This window comes from Halomonas fontilapidosi (assembly GCF_014192285.1).
In the GTDB taxonomy this organism is placed as follows: Bacteria; Pseudomonadota; Gammaproteobacteria; order Pseudomonadales; family Halomonadaceae; genus Halomonas; species Halomonas fontilapidosi.
Window position 1 is genome coordinate 403,986 of the sequence record NZ_JACHXQ010000001.1, and the last position, 18,950, is coordinate 422,935.

The 18,950-nt window shown below is 63.1% G+C and carries 16 protein-coding genes; 13 read left to right on the plus strand and 3 right to left on the minus strand.

Features of this window, described 5'->3' with window-relative positions:
• Positions 1-221: 221 nt before the first annotated feature.
• Together FHR95_RS01890 and FHR95_RS01895 are read right to left on the minus strand one after the other, a co-directional pair.
• Positions 222-2,729: an EAL domain-containing protein gene (locus tag FHR95_RS01890; protein WP_183313141.1), complete on the minus strand. Its 2,508-nt coding sequence runs from the start codon at positions 2,727-2,729 to the stop codon at positions 222-224.
• A gap of 244 nt (positions 2,730-2,973) precedes the next feature.
• Positions 2,974-4,785, minus strand: a complete 1,812-nt coding sequence (locus FHR95_RS01895) for a putative bifunctional diguanylate cyclase/phosphodiesterase (RefSeq protein ID WP_183313142.1) — start codon at positions 4,783-4,785, stop codon at positions 2,974-2,976.
• Positions 4,786-5,344: 559 nt separating this feature from the next.
• Between FHR95_RS01895 and FHR95_RS01900 the strand changes: the two genes are divergently transcribed.
• From FHR95_RS01900 to FHR95_RS01910, 3 genes are all read left to right on the plus strand, one after another.
• Complete coding sequence (locus FHR95_RS01900) at positions 5,345-6,019, plus strand: hypothetical protein (RefSeq protein WP_246378302.1); 675 nt, start codon at positions 5,345-5,347, stop codon at positions 6,017-6,019.
• 250 nt (positions 6,020-6,269) lie between these two features.
• On the plus strand, positions 6,270-8,243 hold the full coding sequence (locus FHR95_RS01905; RefSeq protein WP_246378305.1) for a methyl-accepting chemotaxis protein: 1,974 nt from the start codon (positions 6,270-6,272) through the stop codon (positions 8,241-8,243).
• A 432-nt stretch (positions 8,244-8,675) separates the two neighbouring features.
• The gene (locus FHR95_RS01910) at positions 8,676-8,972 is read left to right on the plus strand and encodes a flagellar protein FlaG (protein ID WP_246378308.1); all 297 of its coding nucleotides are present in this window, start codon (positions 8,676-8,678) and stop codon (positions 8,970-8,972) included.
• Here FHR95_RS01910 and fliE read toward each other — a convergent pair whose 3' ends face one another.
• Positions 8,973-9,302 (minus strand): flagellar hook-basal body complex protein FliE, encoded by a 330-nt coding sequence (gene fliE / locus FHR95_RS01915; RefSeq protein WP_183313144.1) that lies wholly within the window; start codon positions 9,300-9,302, stop codon positions 8,973-8,975. It lies immediately after the preceding gene.
• A gap of 254 nt (positions 9,303-9,556) precedes the next feature.
• Here fliE and fliF point away from each other — a divergent pair, with 254 nt between their 5' ends.
• The 10 genes from fliF to fliO all read left to right on the plus strand — a co-directional run bounded on the left by fliF (position 9,557) and on the right by fliO (position 18,912).
• Positions 9,557-11,281, plus strand: a complete 1,725-nt coding sequence (gene fliF / locus FHR95_RS01920) for a flagellar basal-body MS-ring/collar protein FliF (protein ID WP_183313145.1) — start codon at positions 9,557-9,559, stop codon at positions 11,279-11,281.
• Positions 11,274-12,278, plus strand: coding sequence for a flagellar motor switch protein FliG (gene fliG / locus FHR95_RS01925; protein WP_246378311.1), 1,005 nt, complete (start codon positions 11,274-11,276; stop codon positions 12,276-12,278). Before fliF ends, fliG begins: the two co-directional genes overlap by 8 nt.
• Positions 12,271-13,026: a flagellar assembly protein FliH gene (locus FHR95_RS01930; RefSeq protein WP_246378312.1), complete on the plus strand. Its 756-nt coding sequence runs from the start codon at positions 12,271-12,273 to the stop codon at positions 13,024-13,026. The genes fliG and FHR95_RS01930 overlap by 8 nt, the downstream gene beginning before the upstream one ends.
• 59 nt (positions 13,027-13,085) lie before the next feature.
• The gene (gene fliI, locus FHR95_RS01935; protein ID WP_183313380.1) at positions 13,086-14,417 is read left to right on the plus strand and encodes a flagellar protein export ATPase FliI; all 1,332 of its coding nucleotides are present in this window, start codon (positions 13,086-13,088) and stop codon (positions 14,415-14,417) included.
• The gene (gene fliJ / locus FHR95_RS01940) at positions 14,414-14,875 is read left to right on the plus strand and encodes a flagellar export protein FliJ (protein ID WP_183313146.1); all 462 of its coding nucleotides are present in this window, start codon (positions 14,414-14,416) and stop codon (positions 14,873-14,875) included. Before fliI ends, fliJ begins: the two co-directional genes overlap by 4 nt.
• An 18-nt stretch (positions 14,876-14,893) precedes the next feature.
• A complete protein-coding gene (locus FHR95_RS01945) occupies positions 14,894-16,279 on the plus strand; it encodes a flagellar hook-length control protein FliK (RefSeq protein ID WP_183313147.1) in 1,386 nt (461 codons plus the stop codon).
• 132 nt (positions 16,280-16,411) lie between these two features.
• Complete coding sequence (gene fliL / locus FHR95_RS01950) at positions 16,412-16,891, plus strand: flagellar basal body-associated protein FliL (RefSeq protein ID WP_183313148.1); 480 nt, start codon at positions 16,412-16,414, stop codon at positions 16,889-16,891.
• Positions 16,892-16,911: 20 nt separating this feature from the next.
• Positions 16,912-17,955 (plus strand): flagellar motor switch protein FliM, encoded by a 1,044-nt coding sequence (gene fliM / locus FHR95_RS01955; protein ID WP_183313149.1) that lies wholly within the window; start codon positions 16,912-16,914, stop codon positions 17,953-17,955.
• On the plus strand, positions 17,948-18,475 hold the full coding sequence (gene fliN, locus FHR95_RS01960; protein WP_183313150.1) for a flagellar motor switch protein FliN: 528 nt from the start codon (positions 17,948-17,950) through the stop codon (positions 18,473-18,475). Before fliM ends, fliN begins: the two co-directional genes overlap by 8 nt.
• A complete protein-coding gene (gene fliO / locus FHR95_RS01965; RefSeq protein ID WP_183313151.1) occupies positions 18,472-18,912 on the plus strand; it encodes a flagellar biosynthetic protein FliO in 441 nt (146 codons plus the stop codon). Before fliN ends, fliO begins: the two co-directional genes overlap by 4 nt.
• Positions 18,913-18,950: the final 38 nt, after the last annotated feature.

Genomic DNA, 18,950 nt, shown 5'->3' on the forward strand with positions numbered 1-18,950 from the left:
CACTGTATAGTATCTGTACAAGATAATGCCGATATTAGCGGGGAAGCTATCGTTTCTCAATGCAGATGGAGAACAATATTTACCAAAAATGATACACATGCACCACTATAAAGCACGCCGCTGCCACCTTGCCAAGACCTGCGATGCCCCCTTCACCCGCACCTCCCCTCGCTCTCGCGAGCCCCAGCAGAACATCGTCTCGGCAACCACAACACGAGGGATCAGGCATGTACGCGCTGGGTATCCAGGTAGTGATTGGCAAACGTTTCGGCATCCACCGGGTGGCCGGTGAGATACCCCTGGATCAGGGTGACGTGATAGCGGGAAAGCGCCGCCAGCTGGGCCTCGGTCTCGACTCCTTCGGCGACCACCCGCAGGCCGAGCTCCTTGGCCAGCCCGGTAACAGCGGCCACGATGGCCGCGCTGCCGCGACTCTCTCCGAGCTTCTGAATGAAGCTGCGATCGATCTTGAGGGTAGTCACCGGCAGCTCCTGCAGGTAACTCAGCGAGGAGTAACCGGTGCCGAAGTCATCGATGGCGATAAAGCAATCCAGCTCGCGCAGCGCCTGCAGGGTATGGATTGCCTGCTGGTGCTTGTCGAGCAGGAGGCTCTCGGTGAGCTCGAACCCTATCTGGCCCGGCGGCAGGCCATAGGCAGCGTAGAGTTCCTGCACCTGGGCGACCAGGTCGCTCTGCCAGAACTGCCGCGCCGACAGATTGACGGCAATGCGCGGAGGCGTAAGGCCGTCGGCCAGCCAGTCTCGTAGCTGGCCCGCCACGAGGTGCATCAGCCGCTCCCCCAGCGGCAGAATCAGCCCCGACCGCTCGGCCAAGGGGATGAAGTCGGCGGGTGAAACCTGACCAAATTGCGGATGGTGCCAGCGCAGCAAGGCCTCAGCGCCCTGCAGCTCACCGCTGTCGCGATCGAAAAGCGGTTGGTAGTGAACCGCCAGCCCCTCGCCGGTTTCCGCGGTATTGCGCAGGGCGGTCTCCAGCTCGAGTCGGCGGTGCTCCTGCTGATGCATCTCGGGACGAAACAGCCGAAAGGTGTTACGCCCTTCCTGCTTGGCGCGGTACATGGCGGCATCGGCATTTCGCACCAGGGTCTCGACTTCGGCGCCGTCGTCCGGGTAGAGACTGATCCCCAGGCTGCAGCCAACACGAAAGACCTGCCCGCCGACCTCGAAGGGAGCGCTTACCGAATCAACCAGGCGATGCGCCACTCGCATGACCTCTTCGACCTCTTCCACCTCGTTGACCAGCACGATGAACTCATCTCCCCCCTGCCTGGCCAGGGTGTCATCCTCACGGAGATGCGCTCGCAGCCGCTGAGAGACCTTGAGCAGCAACTCGTCACCCACCGCATGCCCCAAGGCATCGTTAACCTGCTTGAAATGGTCCAGGTCGAGGAAGATCACCGCCAGCCGTTGCCGATGACGATGGGCATGGCGTATCGCCAATTCCAGGCGGTCCTCCAGCAGGCGCCGATTGGGCAGCCGGGTCAAAGGGTCATAGTAGGCCAGTCGTCGAACCTGCTCCTCGTTCTCGCGAATATGCGTGATATCGGTGAACAAGGCAGCGAAGTTCGTGATCTCGCCCTGTTCGTTACGGATGGCGGTGATGGTCAGCAGCTCAAGATAGAGCTGCCCGCCTTTTCGACGGTTCCAGATCTCGCCGCGCCAGTACCCATGTTCCTGCAGGGCTCGCCACATGTCGCGATAGAACTCGGCACCGTGACGTCCCGAAGAGAGCATCGCCGGCGTGCGACCCACCGCCTCTTCCAGGCTGTAGCCGGTCATGTGAATGAAGGCAGGGTTGACGAACTCGATGCGGGTCTGGGCATCGGTGATAATGATCCCCTCCAGGGAGGAATCGATCACGCGCTCTGCCAACTGTAGGTTACGGCGTGACTGGGCGAGCGCCTGGTCACGCTGTTCCAGGGCCTCGCGCAGATCTTCCAGGTAGAGGTGCTCGGCCCCCGCCAGCATATCCTGGAAGCCCAGCAGGCCGACCACCTCTCCTTGGCTATCGAGCACGCCCAGATGACGAACCCGCTGGTCGATCAGCAGGTCACGGGCATGGATCAGGGCGTCCTCGACCCGCACGGTGAGCAGCGGCCGGCTGGCCAATTCGCCGATCGCCGTGGCACCCGGCCGACGGGCCACGAACCGCACCAGATCCCGTTCGGTCAGGATGCCGAGTGGCTGGCAGGGAGAGATCACTACGGCCGCATCACAGCCGCTGCGGCGCATGTGCTGCGCTGCCTCGTTGAGGGTCAACTCACCCTGCAGCAGCAGGGGCCGGCTGCGCATCGCGCCGCCCACCTCGCGCAAGCGCAGGTAGGGTTCCAGGCCCTGATTGAGCACCATGTCGCTCTGGGAGAGGATGCCTTGGGGAGTGCCGGCATCGTCCACGACCAGCAAGTGACGACGCCGTTCAGTCGTAAAACGCAGGGCGGCCTCACCGACTGGGGTGGCTTGGTGGATGGTAGCAACCGGTCGGTTCATGACCCGTTCAATAGGGCACTGCACGGCCTCGGGGTCAGCAAAGTCGACGAACAGACTGTCGTGTTCCGTCCAGATGCCGACGGCTTGCCCACCTTGCATCACCAGCATCGAGCTACAGCGCCGCTCAGCCATACGCGCGGCAGCCTCGCATAGCGGCGTTTGCGGCGTACAGGTCAGCAAGCCAGTGTGCATGATGCGTTCTACGGGAAGCTCGTGGGTCATGGTGCCTCGTGCCAATGGATTGACTTGATCAATATCAAGGAAAAACGAAGTACGTTACGCGGACAGACCACGCAAGGAAACGCCGAAGAGAACCCGTTTCTTGACGCTGATCAATGACGGGATGATTCTTGGCGCACGAATTACCCTGGCACTCATAACAGCGGCTGACGACGACCGTTTGATGGAGCGCGCCACCGCCACCCTACCCCCTGGTCGGGGCCGAAAGCGGCACTCCCAGCCACCGTCACTCTACTTGGTGTGGACGCGCATGCGGGGTCAACTTTTGCAGGTGCATGGCCAGGGCAGACCATTCGTGCCGACCCGGCCAGTCTCGCAGCCAAGCGGGAAAGTCCTCGGCGGGCATGGGCCGAGCGATGCCATAGCCCTGAACACGGGCGCAGCCCAATGCCAACAGGGCGCGGGCATGGTCGAGGGTCTCGACGCCCTCAGCAAGCATCGGCCGCCGGAAGCGATTGGCCATGTAGATCACACTCTCGACGATGGCCATGTCATCGGGGTCCGTGAGCATGTCGCGCACAAAACTCTGGTCGATCTTGATCAGGTCCACCGGCAACTGCCGCAAGTGCGTCAGGGAAGAGTAGCCCGTACCGAAATCATCGATGGCGAAGTCGATCTCCAGCGCCTGACAGTGACGCATGACACTCAGGGCCGTCTGGATGTCGTGTATGGCAGCACTCTCTACCACCTCAAGCTTGAGCAGCCGCGCCGGAACCTCGGGATAACACGTCAGCAGCCCGGCCAGACGCTCGGCGAACTCGCCACTGAGCAGGTGGGCGGGGCTGATATTGACGTGAACCGGCAACGAGATGCCCTGCATGCACCATGCTTGCAGCTGTCGCAAGGCCGCTTCGATCACCCATTCCCCGAGTTCGATCTCGAGCGCCGTACCCTCGATGATCGGCAGAAAGCGCCCCGGTGCAAGCAGCCCCTCTTCGGGATGCTGCCAGCGCACCAAGGCCTCGGCACCAATCACTTCGCCACCGAAGATGTCGACCTGGGGCTGGTAGTGCAACCTCAGCTCGCCCTCTGGCAGGGCAGTGGCGAAGCGCTGTCGACTCGCTTCTCGCGCCTGGATCTCGCGATCCAGACCGGTATCAAACACCTGATAAGTCGCACGGCCCTGCTGTTTGGCGCGATACATAGCCTGAGTCGCATGGCGCAGCAGGACATCCCCATCCTCATCGTCACGGGGGAAGAAGGTGACCCCCAGGCTGGCCGTTACCTGAAGGCGACGTCCCTTGATGAAAAGCGGCTGACGCATGGCGGCTAGCAGCCGTTCCAAGGTGTCGTCATCGGCGCCCTGATGCAGCAACAGCACGAACTCATCGCCACCGACGCGTGCCAGGATATCGTCGCCGTGTAACTGATGGCTGAGGCGCTGGGCAAAGGCGGCGATCATCAGGTCGCCAATTTCCTGGCCATGCTGGTCGTTGATGCGCTTGAAGTGGTCGATATCCAGAGCGCAGATCGCCAGGCTTCCTCCCTTGTGGTGCGCGTGCAACAAGGACTCCTGAATCAGCTGAGTCAGCAGCTGCAGGTTCGGCAGGCCCGTGAGGGCATCGAAATAGACCTCTCGCCCTGACCGACGCGCGGCAGCCAGGGCGCCCAGATCGGAGAGTACCCAGACAAGGTGAGAGGTCTGCCCTTGCTGATCTCGCACGCGCGTGGCCGAGATAACCGCCGGAGAGGTACGTCCGTTGCGATGTCGATAGGTGATTTCGGCTTTGCAGTGATCTGCGAAATGCAGCTCCCGCCACAGTTCGTCGACCCGCGTCGAGGGCGCTCCTGCCAGCAAGAACGCCTGCAGGGATTCACCGACTAGCGCCTCGGGCGTCAGCCCTGTCAGCTTGGTGAAGGCCGGGTTGATATCGAGGACACCATGGTCGACATCGGTGATGATCATCGCTTCGCTGACTTGGCTGAAGACACCAGCAGCAAGCTCGACAGTGGCTCTGCCGAGGGTGTTGTCAACGGTGCCATGGGGACCCTGGCCCTCACGTGCACTCGTCGGACATGGCACTCCTTGCGTGTTCATGCTGTGATCCTGTTTCCTTCAGTCCCAGACACATTCGTTAGGCGCCCGTCGGAGTTGACTGGGCGTGGTGAGAGGGTCGGATTTCGAGACACGTGTATCGACCTGATGAGACGAATAGCCCGTTTTTCAACGATTCAGATCAATGGACAGTGGCCGAAAGACCGGTCCTCAGAGCCGATCTGCGTTACCTCCGACGGGTTGTGCTAGGCGCATTCTACCCCATTGCTTCTGCCATCGGGCATGTTGGACATCACACCGGTGCGACCCGACGACTTTAGCCCGATAAAACGCCCCATCGGCCCACACCAGCATGCCATCCTTGTCATCCCCCGGTCGATATTCGGTGATACCAGTACGGATGGTGACGGTAAGGTAGGTAAACGCCTGGTTGGCGCGCGCTATCGACACAGGCATCGTTCTCGACTCGCACCAATGCCCCCCTTTCAGCGCTCTAAAGTCTTTTATGCCTCTGCCGATAAGAGCGGGGCGGTGTAAGGGACACCCACCCTGCCTTCAAGCAGCAGGCAGGACGCACAAGGGAACACAAGGACATTCATCGATGAAAATGACGCTGGCGGCAGGCCTCTCCGCCGTACTGTTGGGCGCCACCATGAGCCAAGCGCAGGCCTTTGAGGATCGCGTCACCGTGAGCGCACTGGCCGGAACCACCGGGGCCGGCGCAGATATCAGCTGGCGACTGCACCAACGCTTCGGCATCACCGCGCAGTACGCCGGTGGCCTCGCGTGGGACGGCGACTACGACACTGACGAGGTGAACTACCAGGGCGACCTGGACATTTCTGCCGCTGCCCTGAAGGTCGACTTCCACCCCTTCGGCGGTCGTTTCTACGTCACTGCCGGGGCCATGCTGCCAGACATGGAAGCCAACGTGCGCGGCAGCGCCAAGGACAACCAGGTGTTCGAATTCGACGGCAACACCTACACCACAGCTGAGCTCGGCACCGTCCATGGCCAGCTGACCGTTGCCGATGGCGTCCAGCCCTATGCCGGGCTGGGGTGGCGAAGCTCACACACGCAGGGACTGAGCGTCTTCTCCGAGTTCGGTGTCATGGCGGTAGATGTGGCCGTAGACCTGCGGACCTCCAATGATTACGAAAGCCGCAATGACCAGTTCCGCGAGGACCTGCGCCGCGAAGAGCAGACACTCAAAGACGATGCCGACGAGCTGCCCTTCTATCCGGTCGCCGTGCTAGGCATCAGCTATACCTTCTGACCTCACGCTATGCGACGACGGGGCTCGGCGATGCCGAGCCCTGACACATCGCACTTGATTGACCCAAGTCACGAAACCGACTTCCCGGTCAATCAACGGCTCAAGGCCCCCCTTCCTTGTGTCGATAACGGCTCCAGGCCGGACACCAGACCGAAACACAACCATAGCGAAAGTCCGCCAGCTTACCCTGCTCGGTTTACCGATGCGATTGACCAACGGCCCTTGCCGCCGCCACCTGGAGAGACTTTCGATGACGCACTTGCTGCACCGCCTTCCTATGCGCAGAAAATTCCTGCTCAGCCTGCTACTGCCCCTATTGGCCCTGGCCTGGTTCGCCGGCAACGGCATTGTTGAGCGACAGCATCTGGCGAGCGAGATGGTCGAATTGACATCGTTGACCTCCCTCTCCCAACACGCCGGTAATCTGATTCATGAGCTCCAGCGCGAGCGCGGCATGTCGTCCGGCTTCATCGGCAGTCAAGGCGAGACCTTCGGCAACCGCTTGAGCGCTCAGCACAATGCCAGCGATCGGGCCATCAATGCCTATCAACAGACGCTAGGTAGCCTCGACCTGGCGGCACTAGACGAGTCACTCGCCAGCCAGGCTGCCGACATCGAGCAGCAATTGTCAGCCACACCCGCCATACGCCAGCAGGTGAAACGCCTCAACGTGAGCGCCGAAGAGGCGGTGAGCCACTACACCGCTCTCAACAACGCCCTGATGGCCATGATTGGCCGCGTGACACATCTCACCGCCGATGCCGATATCTCGCGGCGTCTCGGCGCTTATTTCACCCTACTCAAGGCCAAAGACCTCGCGGGTATCGAACGCGCCCTGCTGGCCAATGCCTTCAGCACCAACCTGATGCGCTCGGCGACGCATCAGCGCCTGGTGTCGATGCTCGGGCAGGAGAAGGCCTACCTGGAAAGCTTCCGCACCCTGGCCAATGACACAACCCGACAGCAACTTACTGAGGTCCTCAATGATGCGGACGTGCAACGCGCTGCCCCCTTGCGCCAGATCGCGCTGGACCTGGGCGTCGCCGGAGGTTACGACGTTGACCCCCAGCAATGGTTTGACCGGCAGACTCTCAAGATCGACCAGCTCAAGGGTCTGGAGGACAGCCTGGCCGAAGGCGTGCTGGCTCAGGCGGAAAGCCTGCGTGGGGAGGCACGCCAGGAACTGATCGGCTACCTGGTGATCTCGCTGGTCGCCGCTGGCCTGGCCATCCTCTTCTCGTCGCTCATCGTTCAGAGCCTTGTGCGCTCGCTGCGCGCCGCCCTGGAGGATATCGCCAGCCGAGGTGGTGATCTGACTCGACGTCTGACGGTCCCAGGAAGCGATGAGCTGTCGCAGCTATATGCTGCCTTTAATACTGCCTCGAAAGAAACCGAGACGCTGGTGAGCAACATCCAGCGCAGTGCCCTCTCGGTCGAGTTGGCCAGCGGGGAAATCGCCCAGGGCAATCAGGACCTTGCCCAGCGCACCGAGGAACAATCCGCCTCCCTGGTGGAGACCGCCTCGAGCATGGAGCAGATCACCGCCACGGTTCGGCATACGGCCGACAACGCCCACCAGGCAGAAACGATGACCGACGAGGTGAGCCAGCAGGCAAGCGACGCCAGCCAGGTGGCCGAGCAGGCACGCCAGGCCATGCAGCAGATCCACTCCGCCAATCAGGAAGTGACCAGCATTGTGGAGGCGATCGACAATATTGCCTTTCAGACCAACCTGCTGGCCCTCAACGCTTCGGTGGAAGCCGCGCGCGCGGGTGAGCATGGCCGAGGCTTCGCGGTAGTGGCAGCGGAGGTGCGCAAACTCGCCAGCCGCAGTGCCGGCGAGGCGGAACAAATTCGCAAGCTGATCGCCAACAACGTGGCACGTATCAACGAGGGGGAGACCCTGGTGCGCAGCACCAGCGACACCCTCGAGGCCATTACTCGCCGCATCCAACAGGTTGCCGCGCTGGTCCGCGACATGTCCGCCGCCACCGGTGAGCAATCGGCCGGTATCGAGCAGATCAACCAGGCTGTCACACAGCTGGAAGAGGTCACCCAGCAGAATGCCGCCCTGGTGGAACAGGTGGCGGCCGCCAGTCGCTCGCTGGATGAACAGGCCGGGGACATGGCGAAGCTGGTGGGTCATTTCACCGTCAGCAACGCGTCATCGCCCGTGTGGACGGCTGGCCAGAATACCGCCGAACGCAGCGCCGAAACGGCCTGAGCCAGAATGGGGGACGGGCGTCGATGCTAAAGCCGGCGCTCCATATGGCCGATAGGTCGTGTGGAGCGCTTTATTTTTGGTTCATCGCACTTTGCCGGGAAACGGTCGTTTACAGGAGAGCAGAGACCTGAACGTTGTGTTGTGGGAGCCGTGCTGGCACGGCGAAGGCGCCAACAGGCGCCCGGCCGTGGGCATGGCGGATGCCAAGGGCATGCCACCGCTACGCGGCGGATCGCGCTGCAAGCAGCGCTCCTACGAACCTCACCCGTATCACGCTGATCTGCGAAGAACCTTATTTTTCCCAGCGCCATGGCGCCGACTAAAACGAAACAAGAAAGGTAACTGGCTATGCCGCAACCGCTAACCGATGTCTCCGTATCCCCCCAGACCGCAGCCTCCCTCTCGCTGTCGGCCCGCCAGCGATTGGAGAGCATGCTGGGCAATCTGCCCTCCCTGGACGGAGTGATCGCACAAAGCGCTCAGAGCGCTGCGGGTGGCACGGATGTGATCAGCCAGGCAAGCCTGGTCGAACCGCTGCAGCGCATCAACGAAGTGATGCGGCCTTACAGCATCGAATTCGAACTACGCGAGTCGACGTCACGGCTCGTAACCCGCATCGTCGACCGCGACAGCGGTGAGGTGATTCGTCAGATCCCGGCAGAAGAAGTGCTGCGCATTGCCGAACGCCTGGAAGAGTTGCGGGGCCGGTTGATCAAACTCGAGGCCTGATCAGACCTGCATGTTCATCACATCCTTGTAGGCCGTGACCAGGCGATTGCGCACCTGAATCCCCATTTCGGTGGCCACGCTCGATTTCTGCATGTCGACCATCACGTCGTTGAGCGCCACGCCGGGCGTTCCAGCCTGAAAGGCCTGAGCCTTGGCGTCGGCATCAAGCTTGAGCTCGTTGATGCGCTGGATGGCCGACTGCAGCTCACCAGTAAAGCCACCTGCCCCCACCTGGGTGTCGACCCGCTGACCACTGCTGGGCTGTGAGGCGGCCTGACTGGATAATGATTGCATCTGGGAGAGGACAGTCTCGATTGCGGGAACGCTCATCACTACCACCTTGGCATCTAGGGTCACGGGACTAGGGAGCGCCAGACTACCAGCCCGACGCACTCGGCCAAGCGGGCAATTACCCCGTAAAAACTGGGCTTTTCCGACCTTTAGGGTGACAGCGCCAGCGGATAATGACCGACATCAAAGTTACGCCCACTCCAGGGGCGGCCAATCGCGATGGACGGACAGCACTCGATGCCTTCTTCCTTGACAACCTCCGACCACGGCATCCGCCATGCCTGGTGGCCTGCATGAGCAGTGGCGCCTCCGCCACCGATAACCAAGCCAGCCATGGCTCGGGCGGCCTTGCGCGCCTGAAACATCAGCTACGTGGCAATCCCCTCGTGGCCCTGCTGATCGCGGGCGCTGCCTCGATCGCGCTGATTGTTGCTCTGCTCATGTGGGCCCGCAGTCCCGACTACCGCGTGCTCTACAGCAACCTCAGCCAGGCGGACGGCGGCAGCATCATCAACGAGCTCGACACTCGCGGAATTCCTTACCGCTTCAGCCAGGGCGGACAGGCACTTCTCGTGCCGAGTGATCAGGTTCACATGTTGCGCCTTCAACTGGCCGAACAGGGACTGCCCCAAGGCGGGAACGTCGGTTTCGAACTCTTGGAGAATCAGGCGTTCGGTATCAGCCAGTTCGCCGAGCAGATCAACTATCAGCGTGGCCTGGAGGGTGAGCTGGCTCGCTCCATGGAATCACTGGGGCCGGTCAACCGGGCCCGCGTGCATCTGGCGCTGGCCAAGGAGTCCGTGTTCGTGCGCGACCGCGAGCCGGCCAAGGCCTCGGTGGTGCTGACCCTGCATGCCGGGCGCACCCTTGGCGAAGGGCAGATCAGCTCCATCATGCACATGGTTTCTAGCAGCGTGCCCGATCTGTCCGCCGAGGCCGTGACGGTGGTCGATCAGAACGGTCGACTTTTGACCACGCCGGATGCCAATGGGCTGGGGCTGGACGGCACACAGCTGGACTATGTTGCCGAAGTAGAGCGCTCCTACCAACGCCGCATCGAGTCGATACTGACGCCGATCCTGGGCCATCAGAACGTCAAGGCCCAGGTCACGGCCCAAGTAGACTTCTCACGGCGCGAGGAAACCTCGGAGCGCTATGGCCCCAATCAGCCGCCTAACGAGGCCGCCGTTCGCAGCCGTCAGAGCAGTGTCAACGTCAGCGGCAACGGCGACCTGGCAAGCGGGATTCCGGGAGCACTGAGCAACACGCCTCCCGGTATCGCCCCCTCACCGGTAGCCAACCCGCCCGCCGAGGAGGGTGAGACGAACGCCGAAGAGGCGCAAGCAGAGGCGGATACCCTGACGGCGACGCGCAACCTCAATCGCGACGACGTGATCAACTATGAGGTCGATCGCAGCATCTCCCACGTCCAGCATCGTCGCGGCCAAGTCGAGCGGCTGTCGGCCGCGGTAGTCGTCAATTACCGCCCGACGCCGGATGATCAGGGCGTGATGCAGCCCGCCCCGCTCAGCGATGCCGAGATCGACCAGATCGAGCGCCTGGTCCGCCAGGCCATGGGCTTTTCCCAGGCCCGCGGCGACGAGATTGCCGTGGTCAACAGGCCCTTTGCTCGCACGTCCCCGGAGGTCGAACCCCTCGAATGGTGGCAGGAACCCGAGATCCAGCAGCTGGCCATCACCCTGGGCCGCTACCTGTTGGTGGGCCTGGCGGTCCTGCTGTTGTACCTGCTGATCCTGCGTCCGCTGGTCAAGCGGGCCAGCCAGCCTCCCCAGCCAACCGCACAGCCCTCCACCACCTTCCAGGCCAAGGTCGGCGAGGATGACGAGGAAGGCTCGTCAACCGCTGCCCGAGAAGACGAATCCACCTATGACAAACCGCGACGCAAGCGCAAGGCATCGGCCTACGAGGACAACCTCAACGACCTGCGCGAGATGGCCGACGAGGATCCTCGCATGGTGGCCATGATCGTTCGCGGCTGGATGAACAAGCATGACTAAGCTCCAGGAGATGAGCGGCCCACGGCGCAGTGCGATCCTGCTGCTGGCACTCGACGAGGACAGTGCGGCCGAAGTGTTCAAGTACCTCTCCCCTAACGAGATCCAGCAGATCAGTACGGAGATGGCCAGGCTGGACCAGATTTCCCACGATGATATGCGCCAGGTGCTGCAGGCCTTCCACGATGAAACCGAGGAGTTCATCGCGCTCAACCTGAACTCCAGTGAGCATATCCGCTCGGTGCTGACCAAGGCACTGGGCAGCGATCGTGCCTCAAGCCTGATCGAGGATGTGCTGGAAACCAGCGGGACCGGCTCTGGCATCGATGCCCTGAACCTCATGGAGGCCTCGATGGTGGCGGAACTGATACGCGACGAGCATCCACAGATCATCGCCACGGTGCTGATCCACCTGGATCGCCACCAGGCGGCAGACGTGATGGCACTGTTCGACGACAAGCTGCGCAACGATGTGGTGCTGCGGATCGCGACCTTCAGCGGCGTGCAACCCGCCGCCCTTCAGGAGCTGACGGAAGTGCTGACCAACATGCTGGATGGCCAGAACCTCAAGCGCAGCAAGATGGGCGGCGCACGGACCGCTGCCGAGATCCTCAACCTGATGAACACCAACCAGGAAGAGGCCGCCATCGAAACGGTTCGCTCCCACAGCGAGGACCTGGCCCAGAAGATCATCGACGAGATGTTCCTGTTCGAGAACCTCATCGACCTGGACGATCGCAGCATCCAGCTGATCCTCAAGGAGATCGATACCAATTCGCTGGTGGTGGCGCTCAAGGGGGCACCGGAAACCCTCATGGACAAGTTCATGCGCAACATGTCCCAGCGTGCCGCCGACCTGATGCGCGAAGACATGGAAGCCCGCGGGCCAATCCGGGTCTCTCAGGTGGAAGCCGAACAGAAGGCCATCCTGCAGGTGGTGCGCCGCCTCGCCGACGGGGGCGAAATCGTACTGAGCGGCGGGGACGAAACCTATGTCTGAACGTGGTGAAGCCGGCATGGCGGACAGCCAGACGCCCTGGCGCCGCTGGCAGATGGGGGAGCTACAGAGCCCCAGGCGGGCCTCACGGCCCGAGTCGCCTGGCGGCACTCAGGCAAAGGAAGATGCCGACGGCCGCGAGGCGCGCCAGCGTCAGGCCGAGCTGCAAGCGCTGCGCGAGAGGGTTCGTCGGGAGGCCCATCAGGAAGGCTTGCTGGCAGGGCGTGAACAGGGCCATGCCGAAGGGCTCGCCAGAGGTCTCGAAGAGGGTCGTCAGCAGGCCCAGGACGACATGGAAGCGCGTCTTGCCGAAGCGCTCCAGCCCCTCGTCTCCCTGGCCTCGGCTTTCAGCGCCGCCCTGGAAGAGCTCGACGAGTCCATTGCCCAGGACCTGGTCGACCTGGCCCTGGCCACCGGCCATCAACTGGCCGGGGAAGCCCTCAAGGCAAGGCCGCGCCAGGTGCTTGAGCTGGTGCGCGCGCTGCTGCACACCGAGCCACCGCTCATCGGCCAACAGCGTCTCTGGCTGCACCCGCTGGACCACAAGCTGGTGCAGAAGCATCTGGGCGAAGAGCTGTCGGCGGCGGGCTGGATGCTGCAGCCGGACGACCAGCTCAGCCGTGGCGGGTGCCGAGTCACCAACGCCAATGGCGAGCTTGATGCCACCTGGGAGACACGTTGGCAGGCCGTCAAGGCCCAGGTCCGGCATCGCAGCCCTGGCCATGATGAGCAGCAAGGAGAAGCTCCCTAGTGTCCGAACCGCTGTCCACCAATCCTCACCAGGCTCACTGGCAGCGCGCCCTGCGTGGCATGTGCGCCCGTGTTGAGCCCCTGCCGCCCTATCGCATCAGCGGTCGGGTGGTGCGTGCCACCGGCCTGATCATCGAGGTGGTGGGACTGCAGGTGGCACTCGGCAATGCCTGTCGGATCGAGCTACCCCCCGGGCGCCAGGAAGGCCCCCAATTCGCCGAAGCCGAAGTGGTGGGGTTTGCCGGCGACAGGCTCTACTTGATGCCGCTGGCCGAGATCACCGGCCTGATGCCGGGGGCGCGGGTCTTTCCACTTGCCGATGGCGCACACGAAAGTGCCCGGCGCTTTCCCCTCGGCGAAGGCCTGCTGGGCCGTGTCGTCGACGGCAATGGCAGTCCTCTGGATGGCTTGGGACCTCTCACCGAGGCGCCCCGCGCGCCGCTTGCCACACCGCCCCTGAACCCCCTGGCGCGCGCCCCTATCGAAGAGCAGATCGACGTGGGTATCCGCGCGATTAACGCCCTGCTCAGTGTCGGCCGCGGTCAGCGCATGGGCCTGTTTGCCGGCTCCGGGGTCGGCAAGTCCGTATTGCTCGGCATGATGGCCCGCTATACCCGTGCCGACGTGATCGTGGTGGGCCTGATCGGCGAACGCGGGCGTGAGGTCCAGGAGTTCATCGACAACATCCTGGGCGAGGAAGGCCTGCGGCGGGCCGTCGTGGTGGCGGCACCGGCCGACACGTCCCCACTCCAGCGCCTGCAGGGAGCGTCCTACGCCACTCGGCTGGCCGAAGGCTTCCGCGACGAAGGGCGCAATGTCCTGTTGATCATGGACTCCCTGACCCGCTTCGCCATGGCGCAGCGCGAGATTGCGCTGGCCGTCGGTGAGCCGCCGGCGACCAAGGGCTATCCGCCCTCGGTGTTTGCCAAACTGCCGAACCTGGTCGAGCGCGCCGGCAATGCCGAGCGTGGCGGAGGATCCATCACGGCCTTCTACACCGTGCTCACCGAAGGGGATGACCAGCAGGATCCCATCGCCGATTCGGCGCGTGCCATCCTCGATGGCCATATCGTGCTCTCTCGCACCCTGGCGGAAGCAGGCCACTATCCGGCGATTGATATCGAGGCTTCCATCAGTCGAGCGATGACCGCGATTATCGACCCGCGGCAGCGACAACAAGCCCAGCAGTTCAAGTCACTGTTCTCCCGCTATCAGCGTAATCGCGATCTGATCAGTGTCGGCGCCTATCATCCTGGCCATGATCCTCAGCTGGATGACGCCGTGAGGCGCTACCCCCAACTCGAGGGCTTTCTGCAGCAGCGCATCGAAGAGAACAGTAGCCTGGAAAGCGCTCGTCAGGCGCTGGACAGGGTCGTGGGAGGCAAGCCATGAGCCAAACTAACACGCCACTCGACACGCTTATCGAACTCGCCCGCGATGCTCGGGATCAGGCGGGTCAGAACCTGGCCGGTGAGCAGCGCACCAGCAGCCAGGTCAGCCAGCAGCTGGGGTCACTGCATCGCTATCGCCAGGAGTATGCCGAAAAGCTGAATGCGGCCATGCGCGACGGTATCGACCCGGCCACCATGCGTAACTACCAGCAGTTTCTTGCCTCCCTGGACGACGCCCTGGTGCGCGCCCGTGAGGCGCTGGCCGCCCAGCAGCAGCGGGTCGAGCGGACTCGCCAGCATTGGCAGCAGCAGCAGCAGCGCCTGTCGTCCTACGACACCCTCGCCGAACGGCGGGAAGTCGCCAGGCGCCGCGATGAACAACGCCGGGAACAGCACGCAAGTGACGACCTGGTCAATAACCGACTGGTCCGCCAGCGCTCGTCCCATAGCGAGCACTGAGCCACAAGGAGACTGCCGATGGATATACAGTTGCTCGTCAATGCCCCCGGAAATGCCACCGGAAACCGCGTCTCGTCCGAGGGAGCCAAGGCACCGGGGAACGAGTTCGCCCGCCACCTTGCCGGTGCGAGTAAGGCCCGCGGTGAGGGGGCCAGGGAAGCCGGCATCCCGACGCGACAGGCGTCGTCCTCGCAAGCATCAGCGGCCGCGACGAACGGCCAGAGTGATGCGCCCGCCGATGCTGCCACGCGGGGCGAGGCGGTCAAGGCCCGGCTGGCCAGTGTGTCGGGCCCGACCGACACCAACGTCGAGCACGGGAAGATAGGCGAGAACGCCGACCTGGCCCCGCTGCTCGGCGCCGAGGACAACCGGGCCGCCTGGTCGCGTCTCTCGGCCGAAGACGTCGAGTCGGTCCTCCAGTCGCTCGAGCAGGGCAGGCCGCGGTCAGGCGGCAGCGACGCGACAGGTAACGGCGGCTGGGGCGGGCTGCAGGAGCGCCTCGCGCTGATCGAACAGGCCGGCCGCCCAGAGGCGGACGATGCTCTCGCGCTGCTGCCGCTGGCCGCCGCCGGGTTCCCGGCCAGCGGCAGTGCCAGCGCGCCCACCGCGGCGGGTACCCCCGGCCCTGCCCCTCAAGTGGCCGGTCAGGCGCTGCGCAGCAATCCGCTGATCGAGGCGATCGCCGCCGAGCGTCGCGCGCCCCAGCCGAGCGCGGCGGCAGGCGCTGCCGCGACCGAACGACTCGCCCCCTCCCTGGCCGGCGCCGGCCAGGCCTCAGCGGCGAGCAATGAGGTGCTGCGTGTCGCAACCGCCGGCGACGCCCTGCTGGCCCAGCGTGGCGAGACGTCGGGGCCCACCGGTGGCCTCGAGATGGCCGGCCAGGACGCAGCGAATACCATGACCGGTGCGATGGGCGGCGGCACGGCCGGGGCGATGACCAGTGCCTCCGCAACGCCGGCCCAGGCCAGCCTGCCGGCGCCGGTAACCAGCCCCGCCTGGCCGCAGCAGCTGGGGCAGCAGTTGGTGCGCCTGAGCCAGCAGGGCGGCGAGCAGCGCGTCGAGCTCAAGCTCCACCCGGCGGAGCTCGGGCCGCTGTCGGTGTCCCTGAAAATGGGCGACCACGGCGCACAGGCGCAGTTCATCTCTGCCCATGCCCAGGTGCGCCAGGTACTGGAGCAGGCCATCCCGCAGTTGCGTGAAGCGCTCGCCGAACAGGGCATCAGCCTGGGTGAGACCTCGGTAGGTGAACAGCGAAACGGTAACAGCGACAGCGCTCCCCACCAGACAGGCAACATGCTGGCATCGGCAGGACTTGGCGAGAGTGGTGACGGGTCATCAGAGGTGACCCAGAGCAAGGCATCGCGTGAACTGAATCTGGACGGCCGAGTAGACCTCTATGCCTGAGCCTCACCCCTCTGGAGCGCCAAACGAGCAAGATAGGCGCAATCGACAAGCCTGTTCCCTTCTTCATGAGCACGGCGCAACACGCATACTGCGGCCTGCGCGTCGGCAACACTCTGTAACCTAGGAAAGAGAATGGCAAAATCCCGTGGTGGCTCACGCAAGCTTCTGTGGTTGATGATGGTGCTGCTGATCCTGTCATCATCAGCGGCAGCGGTGGCTATCTACATGGTCCTCACTCAGCAAGACAGCGAGGCCCAATCCGTTACGCAGACCGAGGGCATGCCGGAGCCAAAAGCGCCAATCTTCATGCCGATCAAGCCTTTCACCGTCAACCTGGCGGATGACGATTACGGCCCACGGTTACTCTACACCGGCCTGACGCTTAAGCTCGATGACGAGGAAAGCAAGGCAATCCTCGAACAACATATGCCACAGGTTCGTAGCCGTCTGCTGACGCTGTTCTCCGGCAAGCAGGCCGGTGAACTGACCTCGCCAGGAGGCAAGCAGCGCCTGGCAGATCAGGTAGTGGCGGCCCTCGAGGCACCCATGTCGGTCAATCAGCCGGAAGTGGCCATCAACGATGTACTCTTCACCGAGTTCATTGTGCAATAAGCCGGGGTAGCCAAGACACCATGTCCCAAGATGATCTGCTCTCCCAGGAAGAGATCGATGCGCTGCTCAAGGGCGTGAGTGGTGACGACGAGCCCGAGGCCAAGAGCAACGGCGCTTCCCGCGTGCGCCCCTATGATCCTGCCTCCCAGCACCGCATCATCCGTGAACGCCTGCATGCGTTGGACATCATCAATGAGCGCTTTGCGCGCCACTTTCGCATGGGGCTGTTCAACCTGATTCGCCGCAGTGCCGATATTACCGTGGACTCGGTACGCTACCAGAGCTATAGCGAGTTCTCCCGCAATGTGCCGGTACCCACCAATATCAACATGATCGCCATGAAGCCTCTACGAGGCTCGGCCTTGATCGTATTTCCTCCCAGCCTGGTGTTCATGGTGGTGGACAACCTCTTCGGCGGTGACGGACGCTTCGTGACCAAGTCGGAAGGTCGCGAATTCACCAATACCGAACAGCGCATCATCCAGCGACTGCTGCAGCTGGCCATCGACGCCTACAGCGAGTCCTGGAAATCCGTCTACCCGCTCGAGATCAGCTTCCTGCGCTCTGAGATGCAATCGAAGTTCGCCAACATCACCAATTCGCCAAACGAGATCGTGGTGAATACCAGTTTCAATCTCGAGGTGGGCAACCTCGCCAGCAGTTTCCAGATCTGCATGCCCTACGCCATGATCGAGCCGCTGCGTGACCTGCTAACCAACCCCCTCAGCGATGGCAGCCAGGATCAGGACGGCAACTGGACCAAGCGCATTGCCGGCGAGATACGTCATTCCGAGGTTGAGCTGGTCGCCAACTTTACCGATATCGCGAGCCGCATCGCCCATGTCATGGCCTTGAAGGTCGGTGACGTGCTGCCCATGGAGCTTCCCGACACGGTGATGGCCAGCGTGGATGGTGTGCCCGTGATGGAGTGTGAATACGGCAGCCAGCATGAACAGCGGGCACTGCGCGTGCTTCGCATCTTCGACCATGCCGCCGACCATGCGCCGACAGATGCCTTCGTGAAAGGGTCACGGCCGCAATCCAAGGAATCCCCTCATGACTGATCCCAACAAACCCGATCCTAAAAATCCTGATCAAAGCATCAGCGAAGACGACTGGGCCGCCGCCATGTCGGAGCAGCAGGACGATGCTACTGGCAGCGACGAGGATGACCCCTGGGCGGAGGCGATGGCCGAACAGGCAGCCGCAGAATCCGCCGAGCAGGATCAGCAGGCCGAAGAACCCACCGCAACGTCAAACGCCCAGTCCGCAGGGAACAGCGTATTCCGTCCCCTCGAGGGAGCGCAGGGAGTTGCCAAGGGGCGCGACCTGGAAATGATCATGGATATCCCGGTCAAGCTCACCGTCGAACTGGGACGTACCAAGCTGACCATCAAGCAGCTACTGGAACTTGCCCAGGGTTCGGTAATCGAGCTGGATGGTCTCGCGGGCGAGCCCATGGACATCCTCATCAATGGCTACCTGATCGCTCAGGGTGAGGTCGTGGTTGTCGAAGACAAGTATGGCATCCGTATCACAGAGATCATCACGCCCTCCGAGCGGGTCCAGAAGCTCAACCGATGAACGAAGCAATACCCGAACAATCCCAGGGTGGCCTGGATGCCGCCCTCACCGGCGGAGAGACCCTGATCGGCATGGCCACCCTTGGCAAGACCGCTGCCGCGCTGGGGCTCATCCTGGTGGTCATTCTGGTGGCTGCCGCCGTGCTGCGCCGCTGGGGACTACCTCATCAGCGCCACGGCCGTCACCTGAAAGTCGTGGGTAGCGCGGCAGTGGGGACCAAGGAGCGCGTGGTAATTGTCGCGGTAGACCGTACCTGGCTGGTCCTCGGTGTCGGCGGCGGACAGGTCAATAAGCTGCATGACATGCCCGCCCCGGAAGAATCTCAGGCGACAGACAACACGGCCGGGCCAGGCTTTGAGTCGGAAGACTCTTTCAGTACACGTTTCGCCAAGGCCCTCCGGCACAATGCCGGACTGGGACGACGGGGGAAGGTGTGAGACACGTGGCGTCAAGGCACTTGCTGGTGACGTTAGCC

What these genes read in the sequence shown, in the direction of transcription:
- FHR95_RS01890 (WP_183313141.1), bottom strand. Translation starts at nt 2,729, where the DNA reads ATGACCCACGAGCTTCCCGTAGAACGCATCATGCACACTGGCTTGCTG.
- FHR95_RS01895 (WP_183313142.1), bottom strand. Translation starts at nt 4,785, where the DNA reads ATGAACACGCAAGGAGTGCCATGTCCGACGAGTGCACGTGAGGGCCAG.
- FHR95_RS01900 (WP_246378302.1), top strand. Translation starts at nt 5,345, where the DNA reads ATGAAAATGACGCTGGCGGCAGGCCTCTCCGCCGTACTGTTGGGCGCC.
- FHR95_RS01905 (WP_246378305.1), top strand. Translation starts at nt 6,270, where the DNA reads ATGACGCACTTGCTGCACCGCCTTCCTATGCGCAGAAAATTCCTGCTC.
- FHR95_RS01910 (WP_246378308.1), top strand. Translation starts at nt 8,676, where the DNA reads ATGCTGGGCAATCTGCCCTCCCTGGACGGAGTGATCGCACAAAGCGCT.
- fliE (WP_183313144.1), bottom strand. Translation starts at nt 9,302, where the DNA reads ATGAGCGTTCCCGCAATCGAGACTGTCCTCTCCCAGATGCAATCATTA.
- fliF (WP_183313145.1), top strand. Translation starts at nt 9,557, where the DNA reads ATGAGCAGTGGCGCCTCCGCCACCGATAACCAAGCCAGCCATGGCTCG.
- fliG (WP_246378311.1), top strand. Translation starts at nt 11,274, where the DNA reads ATGACTAAGCTCCAGGAGATGAGCGGCCCACGGCGCAGTGCGATCCTG.
- FHR95_RS01930 (WP_246378312.1), top strand. Translation starts at nt 12,271, where the DNA reads ATGTCTGAACGTGGTGAAGCCGGCATGGCGGACAGCCAGACGCCCTGG.
- fliI (WP_183313380.1), top strand. Translation starts at nt 13,086, where the DNA reads ATGTGCGCCCGTGTTGAGCCCCTGCCGCCCTATCGCATCAGCGGTCGG.
- fliJ (WP_183313146.1), top strand. Translation starts at nt 14,414, where the DNA reads ATGAGCCAAACTAACACGCCACTCGACACGCTTATCGAACTCGCCCGC.
- FHR95_RS01945 (WP_183313147.1), top strand. Translation starts at nt 14,894, where the DNA reads ATGGATATACAGTTGCTCGTCAATGCCCCCGGAAATGCCACCGGAAAC.
- fliL (WP_183313148.1), top strand. Translation starts at nt 16,412, where the DNA reads ATGGCAAAATCCCGTGGTGGCTCACGCAAGCTTCTGTGGTTGATGATG.
- fliM (WP_183313149.1), top strand. Translation starts at nt 16,912, where the DNA reads ATGTCCCAAGATGATCTGCTCTCCCAGGAAGAGATCGATGCGCTGCTC.
- fliN (WP_183313150.1), top strand. Translation starts at nt 17,948, where the DNA reads ATGACTGATCCCAACAAACCCGATCCTAAAAATCCTGATCAAAGCATC.
- fliO (WP_183313151.1), top strand. Translation starts at nt 18,472, where the DNA reads ATGAACGAAGCAATACCCGAACAATCCCAGGGTGGCCTGGATGCCGCC.